18 protein-coding genes are annotated in these 19962 nt (G+C 72.4%); 12 read left to right on the plus strand and 6 right to left on the minus strand.

The genetic code is table 11. The features are described from left to right. Positions 1-37: 37 nt before the first annotated feature. Positions 38-478, minus strand: coding sequence for a VOC family protein (locus GQS09_RS04655; RefSeq protein WP_165984684.1), 441 nt, complete (start codon positions 476-478; stop codon positions 38-40). Between the two features lie 82 nt (positions 479-560). Here GQS09_RS04655 and GQS09_RS04660 point away from each other — a divergent pair, with 82 nt between their 5' ends. Next, positions 561-1070: a hypothetical protein gene (locus GQS09_RS04660; protein ID WP_165984685.1), complete on the plus strand. Its 510-nt coding sequence runs from the start codon at positions 561-563 to the stop codon at positions 1068-1070. A gap of 102 nt (positions 1071-1172) precedes the next feature. On the opposite strand, the gene GQS09_RS29050 is transcribed toward GQS09_RS04660, so the two are convergent. After that, a complete protein-coding gene (locus GQS09_RS29050) occupies positions 1173-2165 on the minus strand; it encodes a DUF6801 domain-containing protein (RefSeq protein ID WP_243761108.1) in 993 nt (330 codons plus the stop codon). Between the two features lie 529 nt (positions 2166-2694). Here GQS09_RS29050 and GQS09_RS29055 point away from each other — a divergent pair. Continuing rightward, the gene (locus GQS09_RS29055; protein ID WP_243761109.1) at positions 2695-4119 is read left to right on the plus strand and encodes a DUF6801 domain-containing protein; all 1425 of its coding nucleotides are present in this window, start codon (positions 2695-2697) and stop codon (positions 4117-4119) included. Between the two features lie 107 nt (positions 4120-4226). Here the strand turns inward: GQS09_RS29055 and GQS09_RS04680 are convergent, their stop codons facing one another. The 4 genes from GQS09_RS04680 to GQS09_RS04695 all read right to left on the minus strand — a co-directional run bounded on the left by GQS09_RS04680 (position 4227) and on the right by GQS09_RS04695 (position 8914). Continuing rightward, on the minus strand, positions 4227-4811 hold the full coding sequence (locus tag GQS09_RS04680; RefSeq protein ID WP_165984686.1) for a hypothetical protein: 585 nt from the start codon (positions 4809-4811) through the stop codon (positions 4227-4229). Positions 4812-5011: 200 nt separating this feature from the next. Continuing rightward, the gene (locus GQS09_RS04685) at positions 5012-5710 is read right to left on the minus strand and encodes a hypothetical protein (RefSeq protein WP_165984687.1); all 699 of its coding nucleotides are present in this window, start codon (positions 5708-5710) and stop codon (positions 5012-5014) included. Continuing rightward, entirely contained in the window at positions 5707-7437 is a 1731-nt protein-coding gene (locus GQS09_RS04690; protein WP_165984688.1) for a PHP domain-containing protein, read from the minus strand. The genes GQS09_RS04685 and GQS09_RS04690 overlap by 4 nt, the downstream gene beginning before the upstream one ends. A gap of 229 nt (positions 7438-7666) precedes the next feature. Beyond that, positions 7667-8914, minus strand: coding sequence for a helix-turn-helix domain-containing protein (locus tag GQS09_RS04695; RefSeq protein WP_165984689.1), 1248 nt, complete (start codon positions 8912-8914; stop codon positions 7667-7669). A gap of 496 nt (positions 8915-9410) precedes the next feature. Here GQS09_RS04695 and GQS09_RS04700 point away from each other — a divergent pair, with 496 nt between their 5' ends. The 10 genes from GQS09_RS04700 to GQS09_RS04745 all read left to right on the plus strand — a co-directional run bounded on the left by GQS09_RS04700 (position 9411) and on the right by GQS09_RS04745 (position 19877). After that, positions 9411-10340: a hypothetical protein gene (locus GQS09_RS04700; RefSeq protein ID WP_165984690.1), complete on the plus strand. Its 930-nt coding sequence runs from the start codon at positions 9411-9413 to the stop codon at positions 10338-10340. A gap of 72 nt (positions 10341-10412) precedes the next feature. Further along, a complete protein-coding gene (locus GQS09_RS04705; protein WP_165984691.1) occupies positions 10413-11411 on the plus strand; it encodes an ABC transporter ATP-binding protein in 999 nt (332 codons plus the stop codon). Further along, on the plus strand, positions 11408-12256 hold the full coding sequence (locus GQS09_RS04710; protein ID WP_165984692.1) for an ABC transporter permease: 849 nt from the start codon (positions 11408-11410) through the stop codon (positions 12254-12256). Before GQS09_RS04705 ends, GQS09_RS04710 begins: the two co-directional genes overlap by 4 nt. A gap of 125 nt (positions 12257-12381) precedes the next feature. After that, a complete protein-coding gene (locus GQS09_RS04715; protein WP_165984704.1) occupies positions 12382-13179 on the plus strand; it encodes an ABC transporter permease in 798 nt (265 codons plus the stop codon). Next, the gene (locus GQS09_RS04720) at positions 13176-14483 is read left to right on the plus strand and encodes an MCE family protein (protein ID WP_399552400.1); all 1308 of its coding nucleotides are present in this window, start codon (positions 13176-13178) and stop codon (positions 14481-14483) included. Before GQS09_RS04715 ends, GQS09_RS04720 begins: the two co-directional genes overlap by 4 nt. A 7-nt stretch (positions 14484-14490) precedes the next feature. After that, on the plus strand, positions 14491-15522 hold the full coding sequence (locus GQS09_RS04725) for an MCE family protein (protein ID WP_165984693.1): 1032 nt from the start codon (positions 14491-14493) through the stop codon (positions 15520-15522). Then, the gene (locus GQS09_RS04730; RefSeq protein WP_165984694.1) at positions 15519-16592 is read left to right on the plus strand and encodes an MCE family protein; all 1074 of its coding nucleotides are present in this window, start codon (positions 15519-15521) and stop codon (positions 16590-16592) included. The genes GQS09_RS04725 and GQS09_RS04730 overlap by 4 nt, the downstream gene beginning before the upstream one ends. Then, complete coding sequence (locus GQS09_RS04735; protein WP_165984695.1) at positions 16589-17623, plus strand: MCE family protein; 1035 nt, start codon at positions 16589-16591, stop codon at positions 17621-17623. Before GQS09_RS04730 ends, GQS09_RS04735 begins: the two co-directional genes overlap by 4 nt. Further along, positions 17620-18720, plus strand: a complete 1101-nt coding sequence (locus tag GQS09_RS04740; protein ID WP_399552401.1) for an MCE family protein — start codon at positions 17620-17622, stop codon at positions 18718-18720. The genes GQS09_RS04735 and GQS09_RS04740 overlap by 4 nt, the downstream gene beginning before the upstream one ends. Next, on the plus strand, positions 18720-19877 hold the full coding sequence (locus GQS09_RS04745; protein WP_165984696.1) for an MCE family protein: 1158 nt from the start codon (positions 18720-18722) through the stop codon (positions 19875-19877). Before GQS09_RS04740 ends, GQS09_RS04745 begins: the two co-directional genes overlap by 1 nt. Positions 19878-19962 lie beyond the last annotated feature (85 nt).

Below are 19962 nucleotides of genomic sequence, written 5' to 3' on the forward strand. Positions count from 1 at the left end.
GCCATGGAACGCCGGTCCCCGGCCCTCGGCGCCGGCCTCAGCCGAGTTGCTGGGCCAGCCCGACGACGATGCCCTCGGGACCACGGATGTAGCAGAGCCGATAGATGTCCTCGTACCGCACGATCTCGCCGACGAGTTCCGCGCCGCGGGCCCGCAGACGGGCAACGACGTCCTCGATGTCGTCGACGGCGAACATGACGCGGCGAATGCCCAGCGTGTTCGCGGGTGCGTTCTTCGGCTCCGGACTGATCGCCGTCGGCGTGTGAAACCTTGCCAGTTCGATCCGGCCGTGTCCGTCCGGGGTGCGCAGCATGGCGATGTCCTGCCGGACGTCGTCGACCCCGATGACACGTTCCACCCAGCGCCCCTCGACCGGTCCCTTGCCCTCCAGTTCCATGCCGAGTTCGACGAAGAACTCGATGACCGCATCGAGGTCGTCGACAACGATGAGGACGTTGTCCATCCGCTGAATCGCCATGGCGAGAGTGTATTGCCCCGGATGCCGCCCACCGGTGCCTCGCCAGGCCCGGCCCTGCCGACCGGCGTGGGAGGATCGGGGGGTGCTGGATATCGGGTATGCGCTGTCGTCGCGGTTTCCGGACCCGCCGCAGACGGACTACCGGGCGGCGGACGTACGGGCGCTGCGTCACGACCTGTTCAGCGGGGACGTCTACCTCGCCGACTCAAAGACGGACCACGAGCTGGCCACCGCCTGGGGGTGGGTGCCGGTACTGGATTTCGCCTGGGCGCTGTGTGACATCGCCGAGCAACTGGACCGGGACCCGCTGGGCAGCCGCGCCGCCCGCCCGCAGCGGGCGGAGCTGGACTTCACCGAATCCACCGAGCGCCTGCGCTTCGTGCGCCGCTTCGGGCATGTGGACATCACCGCCGACTGGCAGCCGGCGGGCGAGCCGCCGCTGGTGGTGCGCCACGCCGAGCTGCGGCGCGAGGCCCGCGACTTCCTGCACGACCTGCTGGCCGATCTGATCGACCTGCATGAGGAACTGGGCGAGAACGTCCACGTCTGGCAGTTGCAGACCCGCTTCCCGCGCCTGCCGGTCGCCCGCTGAGCCGCTTGCCGCGGCATGGCCCGAAGGCCCCGCCCGTCCGCCCCGCCAGGGCGGACGGGCAGGGCGGACGGGCGGGGCTCCGAGGCCCTGCGGCGGGATGCGTCAGGCGGTGCCGGTGCTGCGGTTGTTCAGCAGGCGGGGGACGTAGCGCAGGGCGGCGCCGCCGGCCAGCATGGTCGCCGCGCCGAACGCGATCAGCCCGGCGTCGAGGTCGGTGCCGGTGTTGGCGAGACCTCCGCCGGCGCCTCCGCTGCTGAGCTGGGCGCCGCCGCTGAGCTGCGGTGAGCTGGTGCCTCCGCTGATGGTGGAGGCGCCTCCGCCGGTGCTGCTCCCGGAACTGCTGCCGCCGGTGGACACCGTGCCGCCCACATCGGCAGGGGAGGGATCGGCCGGGTCGGCGGGATCACCGGGATCGGCCGGGTCGGCGGGGTCGCTCGGGTCGGTGGGGTCGGCGGGGTCGCTCGGGTCAGCGGGGTCGGCGGGATCACCGGGATCGGCCGGGTCGGCGGGGTCGCTCGGGTCGGTGGGATCGGTGGGATCTGCCGGGTCCACCGGGCCGTCGCCGACGATCTGGCCGGTGGCCAGGATGTTGTCCTGATCCGCCGGGTCCAGCACGCAGTGCGAATCGAAGGTCCCCAGCCCGGTCTCGCTGCCGTTGGCGTCCAGCGGGGTCAGCGTCATGTCCAGTTCGTGCACCGAGATGGTCAGGTCTCCCGGCTGGTTGAGCGTGATGGAGGGCGCTGTGCCGCTCGCATCGACGGTGAACGTCCCGGAGGCCGGGATGGCGGTGTCCTCAAGCGTCACCGGAACCGCCAGGTCGAGTGAACCTCCGGGATGAGTGATCTTCGACTGGGAGACGGCCGTACCTGTGAGCGTCTTCGCACCCACCAGGTTCAGGCCCTGGGTGGCCTTCTCCCCGACGGTGGAGATCGCGATGATCGCGATCTCCGGCGACGGAACGCCGACCTCAAGTGTGGCCGGAATGTTGGCGGAGATCTCGACAGTGACCGTGTCATTCCCGATGAGCGGGAACGGACACGCGTACGTCAGGGTCAGCGAGCTGGGTTCGTCCGCGGAAGCAGTTCCGAATCCCAACGCCACCATCATTCCGCCGGCGGCTATCGCGGTCGCCGCCACGGCCGTCGCGGCCTGGGCTTTGCGTGTTCTCCTGTGGGCTCCCATGAGCTACCTTTCCGGAAACAATTGGAATACTGAATTGCTTCCCGTGCGGGCACGATGCGTGCCGTAAGCTACTCACCGGTATGGCGCTGGTCAACCTGCCGTGAGCAGTGTGTTTCTTCTTGTCATCCGGTGAGTAGGGCGACTGTGTCGCGTTGTCATCCGATGCTGAAGCCCTGCCTGGAGCGGAGTCGCCGGACGTTAGCGCAATATGATGAGTGGCGGCTGTCCGATTGCTCCCAGGGGGAGGAAAAATCGCCTTCCGGATTGGTTCCGAGCCGCCTTCTGCCGGAATTCAGGAGTGAGCCTTGACCCCCAGGCTACCCGTCAGTAGTTTTCGGCTCCGAAACGTGGCGGAATCCGCTCAGTCCGCTCGCATCCACAGGAAAGGCAGCTCATGGGAGCTCATAAAAGAAATGCGGGGAAGGCCAGGGTCCTGGCGGCCGTGGCCTCCTCAGCCCTCGTGGCCGGCGGCATCGTCGCCGTCGCCGGGGTGGGAGCCGCGAACGCGGAACCCGGTTCGGTGTCGCTGACCTATCAGTGCCCCTTCCCGCTGATAGGCAACGATGTCGTCGGCGTGGAGATCACGGCGAACTTCCCGGCAACGCTGGAGGTCGGCGTCCCGTCGCCGGAGATCGCGATCACCGCCGTGTCCACGGTCGGGGAGCGGGCCAACCAGGGCCTGAATCTGGTCGGTGCCAAGACCCTGACCGGTACGGGCGTCTCCAGCTCCAGGATCGAATCGCCCGACGGCACACTGGACCTCAGCGTTCCCGTGACCCTGGAGGACACCCCCATCCCGCCGTCCGGGGCCTTCCCGGTCAACGCCCACGGCAACGCGCCGTCGCTCACCTTCCAGAACGCGGGGACGGTCACGGTGACCGTCAACGAACTGGACCTGACGCTGACGCCGCTGGACGCCAACGGCAACGAGACCGGGCTGGGAACCTTCGACTCGCACTGCGTGCTGGACCCGGCGGACCAGGACAACGTCCTGTTCACGGGCGAGATCATCAACCCGCCGGACCCCGAGGACCCCGCTGACCCGGTGGACCCCACGGACCCGGTCGACCCGACTGACCCCACCGACCCGGTGGACCCCACCGACCCGGTGGACCCCGCGGACCCGGTGGACCCCGCGGACCCGGTGGACCCCGCGGACCCGGTGGACCCCGCGGACCCGGTGGACCCGACCGATCCCGCTGACCCGGTGGACCCTGCGGACCCGGTGGACCCGACCGATCCCGCTGACCCGGTGGACCCTGCGGACCCGGTGGACCCGACCGATCCCGCTGACCCGGTGGACCCGGTCGACCCGGTCGACCCGGTCGACCCGACGGACCCCACGGAGCCTCCGGGCGGTGTCGAGTACGGATATGACCTCGCCGGCTCTTCCCACATCGGCGCGGCCAACGGTGATGTCCCGCTGAGCGGCGGCCTGGACGCGGTGCTGGACCTGGCCTCAGGTTCCTACGAGGCCGACCTCCAGCTCAATCCGACCTCCGGGAAGTTCAAGATCCTCGGCTTCCTGCCGGCCTCCGCCAGGGTGGAGTTCCAGCAGCTCGGGTCGACCACCGGTTCGCTGGTGAACGGCAAGCTGACCTCGTCCTCGACCATGGACATCTACCTGCCCAAAGTGAAGGTCCTCGGCCTGCCGATCGGCGGCGGCTCCGACTGCAAGACCAGCTCTCCCTCCACGGTGGATCTGGCCTCGACCGCCGACTTCTTCAACCCGCTGGCCGGCGGCGAGCTGACCGGCACCTACGAGATCGCCGGCCTGCAGAACTGCGGATTCCTGACCGGAATCCTGAACGTCTTCGTGGCCGGCCCGGACAACACCCTCAGCGTCAACCTCACGCCCAAGGCCTGAGGTGCGGAGCTGAGGCAGTGCACGCAATGAGCGGCCCCCGTCCGAAGGGACGGGGGCCGCTTCCTCGTGCCCGCGGCCTCGCCGGACGTTTTCCTCTTGCGGCCGGCTCACAGGTCCCGGCAGTTCTCCAGGGCGTCGAAAGCGGTGTTGAGCTGCTCGTCGGCGCGGAATTCCCGCACCGGGCCCTCGTAGCCGTCCACCGCCGCCATGTCCTCCTCCGCCCGGGACACGGCGGTCGCCAGGGCCTCCGGATCGTCGTTGACCCCTGCCTCCTCCAGCGAACTCGCCGCAGAGGCCAGGGCGGTGCGGGCCTCGCCCAGGCCGGACAGGGCCGCGTCGAACAGCGCCTGGCCCTCCGGCACCGGCGGCGGCCCGGTCTCCGTGATGCCCTCCTCCAGCGCGGCCAGCCGTCCGGCGAGGTCGTCCAGGAACAGCACGATGTCCTCCTGTGCCTGCTGCGGACCGTCCTCCGTGCCCTCCTCGGGGACGGTCAGGCCGTCGCCGCCCGCCGCCACATGGCCGCAGAATTCCTCGCTCCATGCCAGCACTTCCGCGGACACCTCGGCGGCGGTCTCCCGGCCGTCTCCGGTGCCGGTTCCGCCGTCCGCGGTGCCCGGCGTATCGGAGCTGCATCCGGTGGTGGCCAGTCCGGCGGCCGAGGCCAGCGCGACGGCGGATATCAGGCGGCGCATGAGGGTCCCTTTCCTTCGCTCCGAACCGGGCGTGGATCCGGTGCCGACGCGGGTGCCGACACGAACGGCGGCGTCAGCGCGAAGGAACGTTACTCACGCGTAAATTCGGCGGACAAGACGTCCACGGTGATACGGCCGGGGCGCGGCACGGTTTCATCAGCGGCTGACAACGGGCGGCACCGGAATTGCTCAGCCCGGCGCTATCCGTGGTCGCCGCAGCACGGGTGCGGGTCGGGGATCTCGAAGGGCAGGTAGCCGCCGTGGGCGGGCATCAGCCGCAGCCGCAGCGCTCCGTCCCGCCACTCCGGTCGCAGATGGCCCCGGGTGTCGAGCCGTGCCTCCGGGGCCACGGCCGCGCCGCCGAGGGCGGTCACCTCCTCGATGGCGGTGCGCGCCAGCAGCTCCGCGATGCCGAGTACGGCGGGCAGCCCGGCCAGGCCAGGGAACAGCACGGCCCGCCCGCCGCTGCGCGCCGCATGCTCGGCCGCCGCGGCCGTGGCCGCCTGCCGTGCGGCCTCCGACCGCCCCCCGGCCGCCGTCAGCAGGCGGTTGCCCAGGACGGCGGTGAACGGCGCGGGCCGGTCGGCGCCGCCCTCGCCGGCCTTCCGGTCCTCGTCCGGCAGGCCGGGCAGGCCGGGCAGACCCGGCAGACCGGGCAGACCGGCGAGGGCGGCCAGACGGTCCCAGACCGCCTCGGCCGCCGCCGCGTCCGGCAGGCCCAGGGAGAACGTGATCCGGCCGAGGCTGTCCGCCGCCCGGTGGGTGCAGGCGCAGGCGTCCTCCGGCAGCTCCAGCCGCGCGGCCAGGGTGCGCAGCAGATGGTCGGCCCCGTGCAGGCCGCCGAGGCCGCCGAAACCGGCGTCCAGGCCGATCACGGCGGCCGGGGCGGTGGCTGTCACGAGGTGATCACCCACATCGGGTTGGTGTAGAACCACAGGTCGCGCCAGGGGTCGGCGTCGCCCATCACGTCCAGCGCGGGGCCGTGCGGGTCCACGGCCGAGCCGTTCAGACCGGGCTGGCTGCGGTTGCCGTCGGTGCCGCGCAGCCGCACGTACAGCGGGCCGGAGACCCTGCCCAGCCGGTAGGTCAGCCGGACGCTGCCGGTGGACCTGTTCACCTCGAAGGACTTGACCACCCGGGTGCCCGGGGCGGTGAAGGTGTCCTTGTCGGCGGCCGTACCGGTGACCTCGCCCCGGATGACGTCCACCCGGGCCAGGACGGGCACGAACTGGGCCCAGTTGGCCCCGTTGGCCAGTGCGATGTCCATCACCAGTTCGACCTCGGTGCCGCGCCTGACGTGCAGCATGCCGCCCAGGGTGACGGACTTGCCGCCGCCGCGGAGCCGGGCGTCCAGGCCGGAGATCAGGCCGCCGTGGTCGACCCAGATCCGGCCCTCGCGGATGCCGTCCATCACCGCCCGGTAGGAGAAGGAGCGGGCCCCGACGTGGGTGCGGCTGTACTGGCCGGGCCAGAAGTCGCCGGCCGTGAGGTTGGGCGCGCCCGCGTAGACGGGGTCGTCGTGGAAGCCGTTGGCGTTGAAGTCGGTGCCGTCCGGGCGCCGGGACAGGTCGGCCCAGTTGACGTGCGAGTCGGAGTTGGCCGTGATCCACCAGGGCTTGCCCTCGGCCAGCAGGCTGTCCCACAGGCCGCCCACGGTGGCGGTCATCCAGTCGAAGCCTCCCCAGGTGCGGTAGCTCTCCGCCGGGTAGCCAGGCCAGGAGTGGGAGCCGGGGCTGGAGGCGTAGTAGCCGCGGGCGCTGCCCGGGCCGTGCGGGGCGGGGATGCCGGCGGCCTGGTGGCCGGGTGCGCCCTCCATGCCGACGGCGATGGCCGGCTGCGCGTCCCGCCAGCCGCGGATCTCGTGCGGGGAGTCCACGCCGCGCCGTGCGGGGTGGTTGGCCAGCATCAGCGCGTCCTTGACCCGGTCCTTGCGCACCTGCTCGGCCAGGAAGTCCAGGCCGGCGATGGCGAGTGCCTCGTTCTCCGGCGAGGTGCCGCTGGTACCGGTGACGCTGCCGTCGTAGTCGGCCTCGAACTGCTTGAGCACCGACACCTCGTTGCGGCCCGGGTGGACGAAGACGGTGCCGTGCTCGGCGCCCGGGATGTTCCACTCCAGGCCCTGAAAGACCAGGGTGTCGGGGAAGTCCGCGCGGGCCTCCTTGATGTCCGGGTTGACCTTCTCCACGCCGATCCGCACGTGGTTGCTGTTGCCGTGGTCGGTGATGACCATCCAGTCCAGGCCGTGGCGGGCGCCGTTGCGCACCTGGTCGGCGACGCGGTACATGGCATCGGGGCTGTACTGCGTGTGGATGTGGTGGTCACCGGCCAGCCAGAGCAGCCGTCCGCCGTGGCCGCCGCGGCCGGTGACGGGTGTGCCGGCCGCGGGGCCGGGGACCGCCATGGCCGGGGCCGCGCCGGTCAGCATGCCCGCGCCGGCCAGGCCCGCGCCGAGCACACCGGCCCGCCGCAGGATGCCGCGCCGGGAGAGCTGCTCGGGGCTCAGTTCGCTGTCGGGCACGGCGGGGTCCATGGCCGCCGGGAGGGGGCCGGTACCGTCCTCGCCATGGTGCCGGTGGGGGTGCGGGTGTGCATGCGGGAGGTCGTCGTGGTGGTGGCCGTGGCCCATCTGTGCTCCCTGCGGATTCGGGGCGGGACTGCTGCCGGTGGAACCCTCGGGAGAACAGATGAACGCCGGGTGAGAAATGGCGGGCGCCCGGGCGCCCATTGCACGTCACTTGGCATATGCAGGTGAAGTGCGCCGGTGTTGCAGGGGGCCGTCCGGCCTGCGGGAACGCGCTGGCCGCCGGGCCCGAGTCCGGCCGGCGTCCGGCCGGCGTCCGGCCGGAGCCGGTCCGTCAGACGGGGCGGCGCGGGCCGCGGGGCAGCGGCAGCACGGTGGCGTTCTCCCGCAGCCGCAGGGCGCGCAGCACGCTCTCGGTGGCGAAACGCTGGTCCGGATCGCTGAGCCGGCGGGAGCCGAAAACGCGTTCCAGGTTCCGCATCCGGTAGCGCACGGTCTGCGGATGCAGATGCAGCAGGTCCGCCATCTCCACGGCATTGCCCCGGGTGGCCAGCCAGGCCCGCAGGGTCTCGATCAGCCGTTCCCGCTGCGATTCGGTGAGGTCGGTCAGCGGGGCCAGCTGTCGCCGTGCCATCTGCTCGGTGAGCGCCGGGTCGGTGAGCAGCCAGAGGGTGACCAGATGGGTCTCGCAGTCGACCAGCGGGCCGTCCTGGATCACGCCGCTGTGCACGAGCTGGAGGGTCTGGCGGGCCCAGCGCAGCGAGTCGCCCGCGTCGTCCAGCGGCACGGTCAGCCCGATCACGGCCGGTGAGCCGGCCAGCGCCGGTTCCAGGTCGGCCCGGCGGGCCTCGTCGAACGGGCCGGGCAGCAGCATGTGCGGCTGCGGATCGGTCAGGTCGGCCAGGGCGTCGCTGTCCAGGGAGTCGCGGGTGAGCTGGGGGTCGGCGGACAGGGCCACCAGGGTGACCTCGTCCGGCAGCGGCCAGCGGGTGCGCTCGGCCAGTTCGGTGACCCGGGCGCGCGGCGCGGACGGCCCGGCCAGGATCAGCCGCAGCAGCCGGCGCCGGTCGTTCTCCAGCTGCTCGCCCAGCGCGGCCTCGGCCTGCGCCTGGAGATAACCCTCCCGGGCCAGCGCGGTGATGTCGTCGACGTACGCGAACAGCGCGTCGGCGAACATCAGCATGAGGGAGGGGGAGAGGCTGTAGCGCTTGCCCGCCTTCTTGGCGTGGCGCAGGGCCAGCCGGGCTCCGAGCTGGAAGGAGCTGTAGACGCTGTCGAGGCTGCGGCCCAGTCTCGCGGCGGCCCGGCCCAGCCGGCGGCAGAGATCGTCGCGGCGCGCGGTGGGCACACCCGCGTCGGCCACCTGATCGACAAATGTGGTCAGGATCTGGTCCACGCAGACTCTGATGCCGCGCCCATAGGGACCGTCCAGCACCTCTGCACAATCCGGCACGGACCTGCGAATCTCGGTGCCGATCTCTTCCAGAAGGCTGGGAAGTTCCGGGCGCATAATCGCGGCGAATTCCCTTGGGAGCGGTCCCATGGGTTCCTTCAGACTCACGATCTGGGGTGCCATCGTCATGTCGTTCGCCTCCCTCCGCGGAGAGCGGTTTGAGTGCCCCGGCGGCCACGTGCGGGCAGCGGCGGGCAGGTGCCGGTGCCGTACGCCGGGCGGCTCACCGAGCGGTCGGATCGGTCCGCCGGGCAGGGTGATGACGCGGTCGTAGCGACACAAGATAGACCAGCGGGTAACCGATAGGCACCCCCCGTGCACGGCTGGTGTACGCGTGCACAGCAGGCAGCACGAGTGGAAGCGGGGACCGGGGCGGATTGTCAAGAGGGAGGCTCAGGAACAGTCACCGGATGATGAATCACGGGTTCCGGGCTGTGCCGGAGAAACAAGAAAACGCGCGGATTCCCCGGCGCTCCGGGAATTGCGTACTTCTCCATTGCGCCCTTGGTTACCGGTGCGTAACCTCCCCTCCGCAAGGGCTCACCGGCGACCTCGATTTCCCGGTGATCCCGTGCGCGCATTCCCGCCACCTGCGCTTTCTTTGCGATCAAGAGGAGTCCCATCGATGCACGGGAAAGGGCGCCGGCGCCGGGCGGCACCCGGGAACCGCCGTCGTTGGACGGCCGCCGTCCTGGCGTCCGCCGCGGTCCTGCTCACCCTGCTGGTGCAGAGCTCCGGCACGGCCGGGGAGGCGGTCCGCGACGGCCGCGGACCGGCCGCCGGACCGGCCGCCGCGCTCCCCGGTCCCGGCCACGGCGGTCCGCGGCAGGGCCGGGAGGCGGCCGAGCCCCCGCCCTGCCCGGAGGGGAAACCCCCGGGCGAGCTGGACCCGGCCCGGATGCCGGAGCCGCCGGCCGGCGCCACCGTCACCGAGGTCGGGATCGAGGGCTGCGCCGTCCCCATGGGCTTCGCCGACGTCCGCAAGCTCGGCGGGGCCATGATGATCAACGACCCGGCCCGGCCGCAGCTCATCCAGCTGAGCATCAACCACCAGATGGTGTCCGCGCCCGGCTACTTCCAGATCCGCCACCTGGGCCGGCTCACCTTCCCGGACGCCGAGTCCACCTTCCTCGCCTTCGGCTTCCAGCCGGTCACCGCCCGGGTGGAGTTCACCAACGGCCCGGTCACCATCGTCACCGTCCAGCGGGCCGGGGAACAGCCGCACACCACCGTCGGCTACGACCAGTGGCTCCGCCTCCACGACGTCCGGGTCAACGGCGTGCCCTGGGACGTCGGCCCGGACTGCCGCACCGCCGGGCCGGTCGACACCGTGCTGGAGGGCGCCGCCCACGAGTACGACGTGCTGGGCGGCGGCACCCTCCGCGGCACCGTCGACATCCCGCCGTTCACCGGCTGCGGCAGCGGCCGGGACGATGTCTCGCCGCTGCTCACCGCGGCCATCTCCGGCCCGGGGAACTACGTGGAGATCAGCCAGAGCGCCGTGTGCTCCGGCGACTGCCGGGTGCCGGACCTGCCGGAACTGCCCCGCCATTGATCCGCTGATCCGCGCCGTGCCGGGCCATGACCGGCAGCGCGGCACCGCCCGCACCCACACAGGGAGGCCGCCATGGGCGTCGACGTCGTCATCAAGGGTCTGACCAAGTCCTTCGGGGAGCAGACCGTCTGGCAGAACCTCACCCTGACGCTGCCCGCCGGTGAGATCAGCGTGATGCTCGGCCCCTCCGGAACCGGCAAGACCGTCTTCCTGAAATCCCTGATCGGGCTGCTCAAGCCCGAGGAGGGGGAAGTCCTGGTGGACGGCACCGACATGATCAACAGCCCGGAGCAGGAGATCTACGAGGCCCGCAAACGCTTCGGCCTGATGTTCCAGGACGGCGCGCTGTTCGGCTCCCTCACCCTCTACGACAACATCGCCTTCCCGCTGCGCGAGCACACCCGCAGAACCGAGACCGAGATCCGGCGCATCGTGCTCGAACGCATGGACATGGTCGGCCTGATCGGCGCCGAGGACAAACTGCCCGGCGAGATCTCCGGCGGCATGCGCAAGCGCGCCGGCCTGGCCCGCGCGCTGGTGCTGGACCCGCAGATCATCCTGATCGACGAGCCCGACTCCGGCCTGGACCCGGTCCGCACCGCCTACCTCTCCCAGCTGCTGATCGATCTCAACGCGCAGATCGACGCCACCATGCTGATCGTCACCCACAATCTCGACATCGCCTCCACCGTTCCGGACAACATGGGCATGCTCTACCGGCGCAACCTGGTCGCCTTCGGCCCCCGGGAACTGCTGCTCACCAGCCAGGAGCCCGTGGTCGACCAGTTCCTCTCCGGGCGCCGCGCCGGACCCATCGGCATGTCCGAGGAGAAGGACGCCACCACCCTCGCCGCCGAACGCCGCGACGGCCTCCACCCCGGGGAGGGACGGGTGCGCACCCTGCCCGCCCAGCTCGACCCCTCCCCGGGCATGCCCGTCCGGCAGGCCGTGCCCCGCCGGATGAACCGGGTACTGCGCATGATGTCGCAGCTCCCGCCCGCCGCCCGCCGGGCCATCGAACTGTCCATGCTCTCCGGCGGCCGGGCCGCGGCCGGAGGCCCGCCGGCATGAGCGGCACCGCGCCCCGATCACCGCACCCGGCCCGGACCGGCCGCCGCCCCGCCGGGCGCGGGCCGCGGCCCCGGCCCCTGCCCGGCCTCGGCATGCTGCGCCAGACCGGCCGGATGTTCCTGCTGGCCGGCTCCGTACTGCGGCTGATGTTCCGCCGGCCCTTCAACGCCCGCGAGTTCATCGAGCAGTTCTGGTTCATCGCCAGCGTCACCATCCTGCCCGCCTGCCTGGTCGCCATCCCCTTCGGCGCGGTGATCGCGCTCCAGGTCGGCTCGCTCACCGAGCAGTTCGGCGCCCAGTCCTTCACCGGCGGGGCCAGCGTGCTGGCCGTCATCCAGCAGGCCAGCCCGCTCATCGTGGCGCTGCTGGTGTCCGGGGTGGCCGGGTCCGCCCTCTGCGCCGACCTCGGCGCCCGCACCATCCGGGAGGAACTGGACGCCATGGAGGTGATGGGGATCTCGCCCGTGCACCGGCTGGTCGTCCCCCGGGTGCTGGCCGCCATGGCCGTGGCCGTGCTGCTCAACGGCCTGGTCTCGGTGGTCGGCACGGTCGGCGGCTACTTCTTCAACGTCATCATGCAGGGCGGCACCCCCGGCGCCTACGTGGCCAGCTTCTCCGCCCTCGCCCAGCTTCCCGACCTCTACATCTCCGAGCTGAAGGCACTGATCTACGGCTTCCTGGCCGGGGTGGTCGCCGCGCACCGCGGCATGAACCCGCGCAGCGGCCCCAAGGGAGTGGGCGACGCGGTCAACCAGTCCGTGGTCATCACCTTCCTGCTGCTGTTCTTCGTCAATCTCGTGCTCACCACCGTCTACCTCCAGATCGTCCCCCCGAAGGGAGGCTGACCGTGGCTCTCCTGGACCGGGACCCCGAACCGCGGACCGTGCGCACCCCCCGCCCCGCCCCCGCGGCGCCGCCCCGCCCCGCCGGCCGGCTCGCCGGGCTGCGCCGCGCGCTGCGCCCCCGCCGGCTGTTCGGCTTCCTCGACCGGCCCGGCGACCAGCTCACCTTCTACCTCCGCGCGCTGCTGTGGACGCCCAGAGCGGTGCGCCGCTATCTGCGCGAGGTGCAGCGGCTGCTCTCCGAAGTGGCCTTCGGCAGCGGCGGCCTCGGCGTGATCGGCGGCACCGTCGGCGTGATGATCGGCATCACCCTGTTCACCGGCATGGTGGTCGGCATCCAGGGCTATGCCGCGCTCAGCCAGATCGGCACCGAGGCGCTCACCGGCTTCGTCAGCGCCTACTTCAACACCCGTGAGATCGCCCCGCTGGTGGCCGGGCTCTCGCTGTCCGCCACCGTCGGCGCCGGATTCACCGCACAGCTGGGCGCCATGCGCATCAACGAGGAGGTCGACGCCCTGGAGTCGATGGGCATCCGCTCCCTGCCCTACCTGGTCTCCACCCGGATCGTGGCCGGTTTCGTGGCCGTCATCCCGCTCTACGCCATCGGCCTGCTCAGCTCCTACCTGGCCTCCCGCTACGTCACCGTGCTGTTCAGCGGCCAGTCCACCGGCACCTACGACCACTACTTCGGCATGTTCCTCTCACCCACCGACGTCCTGCTGTCCTTCCTGAAGGTGATGGTGTTCAGCGTGCTGGTGATCCTCGCCCACTGCTACCACGGCTACCGCGCCTCCGGGGGCCCGGCCGGGGTCGGGGTGGCCGTCGGCCGCTCCGTGCGCACCGCCATCGTGCTGATCGCGGTCACCGACTTCTTCCTCTCCCTGGCCCTGTGGGGAACCACCACGACCGTGCGGGTGGCCGGATGATGACCGGATTCCCCCGCCCGAGGAAGAAGCGCCGCGGCGGCGGCACCCTCGGCCTGCGGCTGGCCGGGGCGGTGTTCCTGCTGCTGCCGGTGGTCCTGGCCTGGTACGCGGTCGCCGTCTACCGGAAGGACTTCACCGAGGTCACCACCGTCACCCTGGAGACCGGCGCGGCCGGCCACGAGATGCGCCCGCACGCCGATGTCAAACTGCGCGGCGTGGTGGTCGGCGAGGTCCGGGAGATCACCAGCGACGGCACCACCGCCCGGCTCACCCTGGCGCTGGACCCGCGGCACCTGGACCGGATACCGGCCGACGTCACCGCCCGGCTGCTGCCCACCTCCCTGTTCGGGGAACGCCATGTGGCGCTGATCCCGCCCGAGCGGCCCGCCGAGGCCCGGATCGCCGAGGGCGGCGTGATCCCCGCCGACCGCAGCGCCAACGCCATCGAGATCGAGCAGGTGCTCGACCGGGTGCTGCCCACCCTGTCCGCGGTCAAGCCGGAGAAGCTGTCCGCCACCCTGACCGCCGTGGCCCGGGCACTCGACGGCCGCGGCGCGAGACTCGGCGAGACCCTGGTCGCCCTCGACGCCCAGCTCGCCGCGTTCAACCCCCACCTTCCCACCCTCAACGAGGACCTGAAACAGCTGGTGGAGGTCGGCCACCTGTACGCGGAGACCGCCCCGGAACTGCTCACCGCGCTCTCCGATGCCGCCACCACCAGTGCCACCATCGCCGAACAGCGCACCCGGCTCGGCGATCTCTACGCCTCGGTGACCACCACCGCCCGGGAACTCGACGGCTACCTGCGGGCCAACCGGGCCAACCTCATCCGGCTGAGCGGCGCGAGCCGCCCCACCCTGGAACTGCTCGCCGCATACGCCCCCTCCTTCCCCTGCACCCTGAAGACCCTGGCCGACTTCGTGCCCGTGATGGACCGCGCCCTGGGCAAGGGCACCGGCCGTCCCGGCCTGCACGTCGAACTGACCACCGTGCAGCCGCGCGGCGCCTACCGGCCCGGCAGCGACGCGCCGTCCTTCGGCGCCGGCGGCGGACCCGCCTGCTACGGCGCCCCCCACACCGCAGGCCACACCGCGCACGGAGCCGCCGGCACCGGCCTCGGCCTGCCCAACTCGCCCCAGGAGCACGCCCTGGTCAACGANGCCTGCCCAACTCGCCCCAGGAGCACGCCCTGGTCAACGAACTCCTCACGCTCTCCGGCGCCCCGGCCGGGACCGGCTCCGGCGCCGCCCTGCCCGACTGGTCCGGGGTGCTGGCCGGCCCGGTGTTCCGCGGCACGGAGGTGAGCCTGCGATGAGAAGCCGCAGCCTGACCGGGCCGCTGCTGAAATCGGCGGTCTTCGTGCTGGTCACCGTGGCCGCCACGCTCACCCTGGCGGTCAGCATCGCCGGCGGCGAGGTCGGCGGCACCGAACGCTACCGTGCCAGGTTCACCGACGTCACCGGACTGGCGGCGGGCGACAGCGTGCGCATCTCCGGCGTCAAGGTCGGCGAGGTCCGCTCCATCGCCGTGGTGGACCGCCGCTACGCCGAGGTCACCTTCACCGTCACCCGGCAGCGCACCCTGCCCGCCGGCACCACGGCCGCCGTGCGCTACCTCACCATGACCGGGCAGCGGTACCTCGCGCTCGGCCAGGGCCCGGGCGAGGCCGGGGCCACCCTGCGGCCCGGCGGCACCATCCCGCTGGAGCGCACCACGCCCGCCCTGGACCTCACCCAGCTGTTCAACGGCTTCCAGCCGCTGTTCCGGGGCCTGTCCCCGGAGCAGACCAACCAACTCGCCGGGGAGATCGTGCAGGTGCTCCAGGGCGAGGGCGCCACCGTCGGCGGGCTGGTCCGCTCCATCGGGTCCCTGACCACCCACATCGCCGCCGAGGACGAGGCCATCGGCGCGGTGATCGACAACCTCAGGACCGTGCTCACCACCGTCAACGAGCGCGAGACCGGCGTCACCGAACTCATCACCACCCTCCAGCGGCTGGTGTCCGGCCTCAGCGAGGACCGCGAACCGCTCGGCGAGGCCGTCACCGCCATCGGCGACCTGAGCCACTCCACCGCCGCCCTGCTGGAGGAGGGCCGCGAGCCGCTGCGCCAGGACATCGAGGAACTGGGCCGCCTCTCCGGCCTGCTGGCCGGCAGCACCCCCCAGGTGGAGAACTTCCTGACGCAGACCCCGGTCAAGATGCGGGCCCTGACCCGCCTGGCCTCCTACGGCTCCTGGTTCAACCTCTACCTCTGCGAGGCCACCGTGACCGGCCTGACCACCTACGACGGCAGCCCCGCGCCCACCGGGCCGGCCGCGACCGACGCGAGGTGCGCCGGATGACCACCCGCACCGGAAACCCCCGCCCGCCGCGCCCGCGACGCCGGCCGGCCCGGCTCCGGGCCGCCGCCCACCGCCACCCGGCCACCGTCGGCCTCGCCGGACTGCTCGCCCTTGCCCTGTGCGCGCTCGGCGCCTACCGGGCCGACTCCCTCCCGCTGGCCGGCGACGCCACCGCCTACACCGCCGACTTCGCCGAGGCGGCCGGCATCCGGGACGGCGACGAGGTCCGCATCGCCGGCGTCACCGTCGGCGAGGTCACCGGGGTGAGACTGAACGGCGACCGGGTCACCGTCTCCTTCACCGTCCGCGACGCCTGGGTCGGCAACGCCTCCACCGCCGGCATCGCCCTCAAGACCCTGCTCGGCTCCACATACCTGGCCCTGGACCCGCTCGGCACTGCCGCGCAGGACCCGGACGAGACCATCCCCCTGACCCGCACCGCCTCCCCCTACGACGTCACCCGCGCCTTCGAGGGGCTCGGCGAGACGCTCGGCGCACTCGACACCGACCGGCTCGCCGAGAGCTTCCGGGTCATGGCCGACACCTTCCGGGACACCCCCGCGGACGTCGCGACCGCACTGGAGGGGCTCTCCGCCCTCTCCGGGACCATCGCCTCCCGCGACACCGAACTCGCCGGCCTGCTGGAGGCGGGCAACCAGGTCGCCGAGGACCTGGCCGCCCAGAACGCGACCATCGAAACCCTGCTGGAGGACGGCAATCTGCTGCTCGGCGAGCTCAGCGCCCGCCGCACCGCCATCCACGCCCTGCTCACCGGCTCCACCGCGCTCGGCGAACAGCTCGGCGGCCTGGTCGAGGACAACCGGGAACAGCTCGGCCCCACCCTGGAAGCGCTGGACCGGATCACCGCCGTGCTGGAGGAGAACCAGGAACACCTGGACGCCACCCTGGCCGCGGCCGGCCCCTACTACCGGCTGCTCGGCAACACCCTCGGCAGCGGACGCTGGTTCGACCTCTACCTCTGCGGCGTCGTCCCGCCCGCATACCTGCCCGAGGGCAGCACACCCGCCTCCGGCTGCCTGCCCGCCGACACCCGAGGGGGAGGATCATGACCGCCGTCCGCCCGCGCCGCGTCCTGGCCGTGCTCGCCGTGGCCGCCGTGCTGACCACCGCCGCCGTGGCCGCCGTCTCCGCCCTCTTCGGAACGGAGGGCACCAGGATCACCGCACACTTCGACCGCACCATCGGCCTGCACGAGGGGTCCGACGTCACCGTGCTCGGCGTCACCGTCGGCACCGTGGACCGGATCACCCCGCAGAGCGGACAGGTCAGCGTCGAGATGACCCTGCGGCCCGGCATCAAGGTGCCCGCCGACGCCCGCGCCGTGGTGGTCACCCCCAGCATCGTCTCCGGGCGCCACGTCCAGCTCACCCCCGCCTGGACCGGCGGCCCGCAGCTCGCCGACGGCGCACTCATCCCCCGGGAACGCACCGCCGTCCCGCTCGACATCGACCAGCTCTACGACTCGGTGGCCGGCCTCGCCGAGGCCCTCGGCCCGGACGGCGCCAACGCCGACGGCGCCCTGGCCGACCTGCTCGACGTCTCCGCCGCCAACCTCGACGGCAACGGGCGGAAGCTCGGCACCGCCCTGGAGCACCTGGGCTCCGCCTCCCGCACCCTCGGCGACAGCAGCGAGGACCTCTTCGGCACCGTCACCCGCCTCCAGGAACTCACCACCATGCTCAAGGAGAACGACGAGGGCGTGCGCACCGCCGAGCAGCAGCTCGCCGAGGTCAGCAGCTTCCTCGCCGCCGACAAGGAGGAACTGGCCACCGCCCTGGCCGAACTCGGCACCGCGCTGGGCCAGGTGGAGACCTTCGTGGCGGACAACCGGGAGGCCGTCGGCACCAGTGTGGAACGGCTGACCGGACTGACCCGGACCCTGGCCGACCAGCGTGCCTCGCTCGCCGAGACCCTGGACACCCTGCCGCTGGCCGCCGGCAACGTCCTCAACGCCTACAACCCGGCCACCGGCACCTTCGACGGCCGCGCCAACCTCACCGAGATCAGCGCCGCCGACGCCGCCGGGCTGCTCGGCCTGCCCCCGGCCGGCACCTTCCGGGAAGCGGAGGACGACCGGTGACCGCCATCCCCGCACCCCGCCCGCGGGCCCCGCGCCGCGGACTGCGGCGCGCCGGCGTGACCGCCGCCGTACTGGCCGTCGCCCTGACCGCCTGGCTGCTCGGCCGGCAGGCCCTGGCCGGCTTCGGCGGCATCGAGGACCTCCCGCTGCCCGGCGGTGCCGAACTCGGCGACCGCCCGTACCAGGTCACCGCCGAATTCGCCGACGTCCTCAGCCTGGTGCCGCACTCCTCGGTCAAGGTCAACGACGTGCCGGTGGGCCGGGTGACCGGCATCCGGCTGGCCGGCGACGGCTGGACCGCCCTGGTCACCCTGCGCATCAACGGCGATGTGGAACTCCCCGCCAACGCCGTCGCCCGCCTGGAACAGTCCGGCCTGCTCGGCGAGAAGTACGTGCAGCTCGCCCCGCCCGGCGACCGGGCCCCGCGCGGCCGGCTCGCCGACGGCGACACCATCCCGCTGGACCGCACCACCCGCACCACCGAGGTCGAGGAGGTCTTCGGCGCCCTGTCCATGCTGCTCAGCGGCGGCGGAGTGGAACAGATCGCCACCATCAGCGGCGAACTCAACGCCATGATGGCGGGCAACGAACCCGAACTGCGGTCCGTGCTGGGACGCCTCCACACCCTCACCACCAGCCTGGACGCCAACAAGGACAACATCACCGCGGCCATCGGCGGCCTGGACGCCCTCGCCGTCTCGCTGGCCGGCCACGAAACCGAGATCACCACCGCGCTGGACGGCCTGCCACCCGGCCTGGAGGCACTCGCCGGACAGCGCACCGAACTGGTGGACATGCTCACCGCACTGGACGACCTCTCCGGCACCGCCGTCGCCACCGTCGAGCAGAGCCGCGACGACGTGGTCGCCGGCCTCGAAGCGCTCGCCCCGGTGCTGCGCAACCTCGCCGACGCCGGGCAGTCCCTGCCCGACTCCCTCCAGGTGCTGGCCACCTACCCGTTCACCGACGAGGTGCTCACCGGCATCAAGGGCGACTACCTCAACGCCTACCTGCACCTGGTCGCCGCCCCCGGCACCGAGCTCATCCCGCCGCTCGACCCCGGCCGCGGCCCGTCACCGGAGGGAGGAGCCGGCTGATGGTCACCCCGCTGGTCCGCCTGAAGAACCTGCTGTTCGCCGTGCTCGGCCTGCTCGCCATGGCCCACCTCGCCACCGGCTACGCCGACCTGGGGCGGCTGGCCGGCGTGGACGGCGACTACACCGTCACCGTCGAACTCGCCGAGACGGGCGGCCTCTACCAGCACGCCAATGTCACCTACCGGGGTGTCACGGTCGGACGGGTCGGCGCCGTGGAACTCACCTCCCGCGGCGTCCGCGCGAAGCTCCGCATCCGCGACTCCGCCCCCCGCATCCCCGCCGACCTCCAGGCGGTGGTCGCCAACTACTCCGCCATCGGCGAGCAGTACATCGACCTGCGCCCGCTCGACGGCCACCCGCCGTACCTGGAGGACGGCTCGGTCATCCCCCGGGAACGCACCCGGCTGCCCGCCCCGGTCACCCGCATGCTCACCAGCCTGGACCGGATGGCCGGGGCCCTGCCCCTGGAGTCCCTGGAAACCGTGGTCGACGAACTCGGCACCGCCTTCGACGGGCAGGCCGGCAATCTGGAAGCCCTGCTGGAGTCCGGCACCGAGTTCATCGAGGCCGCCGACGAGGCCCTGCCCGCCACCACCGCGCTGATCACCGACGCCGAGGCGGTGCTGCGCACCCAGCGCGAGGAGGCCGACGCGCTGCGCGCCTTCGCCACCGGGGCGGCCGAACTCGCCGGCCGGCTGGCCGACTCGGACGCCGATCTGCGGCGGCTGATCGGTGCCGGGCCGCAGGCCGCCGCCCAGGTCGGCGCGCTGCTCCGGGAGACCGGCCCGGATCTGTCCGTGGTGCTGGCCAATCTGCTGACCACGGCCGAGATCGCGGTCACCCGGCAGGACGGCATCGAGGAACTGATGGTGCGGGTGCCGCAGGCCGTCGCCGCCGGCTCGGCCGCGGTGGGCGAGGACGGGCTGCACGCGGGGCTGGTCCTCACGTTCTTCGACCCGCTGCCCTGCACCTCCGGCTACGAGGGCACCGTCTACCGCAACGGCCTGGACACCGGGCCGGCCCCCGGAGTCAACACCGAGGCGCGCTGCACGGCCGATCCGGGCAGCGGAGTCCATGTGCGCGGCTCGCAGAACTCGCCCGGACCCGGCACCGTGCCCGACCCCGCCCGGCCCGGCGGCATGGGGGCTCCCCGGTGAGGCCGGTGAGGCCGGTGAGGCCGGTGAGCCCGGCGGCCGGGCGGGGCCCGGCGGGGCGGCGCCCCGGACCCGGCGGACGGGTGGC

The sequence above is a fragment of the Streptomyces sp. YIM 98790 genome (assembly GCF_011421595.1).
GTDB lineage: Bacteria > Actinomycetota > Actinomycetes > Streptomycetales > Streptomycetaceae > Streptomyces.

Excerpts from the sequence above, each read along its gene's own strand:
- GQS09_RS04655 (WP_165984684.1), bottom strand. The coding sequence starts at position 478 with ATGGCGATTCAGCGGATGGACAACGTCCTCATCGTTGTCGACGACCTC.
- GQS09_RS04680 (WP_165984686.1), bottom strand. The coding sequence starts at position 4,811 with ATGCGCCGCCTGATATCCGCCGTCGCGCTGGCCTCGGCCGCCGGACTG.
- GQS09_RS04690 (WP_165984688.1), bottom strand. The coding sequence starts at position 7,437 with ATGGGCCACGGCCACCACCACGACGACCTCCCGCATGCACACCCGCAC.
- GQS09_RS04695 (WP_165984689.1), bottom strand. The coding sequence starts at position 8,914 with ATGACGATGGCACCCCAGATCGTGAGTCTGAAGGAACCCATGGGACCG.
- GQS09_RS04700 (WP_165984690.1), top strand. The coding sequence starts at position 9,411 with ATGCACGGGAAAGGGCGCCGGCGCCGGGCGGCACCCGGGAACCGCCGT.
- GQS09_RS04705 (WP_165984691.1), top strand. The coding sequence starts at position 10,413 with ATGGGCGTCGACGTCGTCATCAAGGGTCTGACCAAGTCCTTCGGGGAG.
- GQS09_RS04710 (WP_165984692.1), top strand. The coding sequence starts at position 11,408 with ATGAGCGGCACCGCGCCCCGATCACCGCACCCGGCCCGGACCGGCCGC.
- GQS09_RS04725 (WP_165984693.1), top strand. The coding sequence starts at position 14,491 with ATGAGAAGCCGCAGCCTGACCGGGCCGCTGCTGAAATCGGCGGTCTTC.
- GQS09_RS04730 (WP_165984694.1), top strand. The coding sequence starts at position 15,519 with ATGACCACCCGCACCGGAAACCCCCGCCCGCCGCGCCCGCGACGCCGG.
- GQS09_RS04735 (WP_165984695.1), top strand. The coding sequence starts at position 16,589 with ATGACCGCCGTCCGCCCGCGCCGCGTCCTGGCCGTGCTCGCCGTGGCC.
- GQS09_RS04745 (WP_165984696.1), top strand. The coding sequence starts at position 18,720 with ATGGTCACCCCGCTGGTCCGCCTGAAGAACCTGCTGTTCGCCGTGCTC.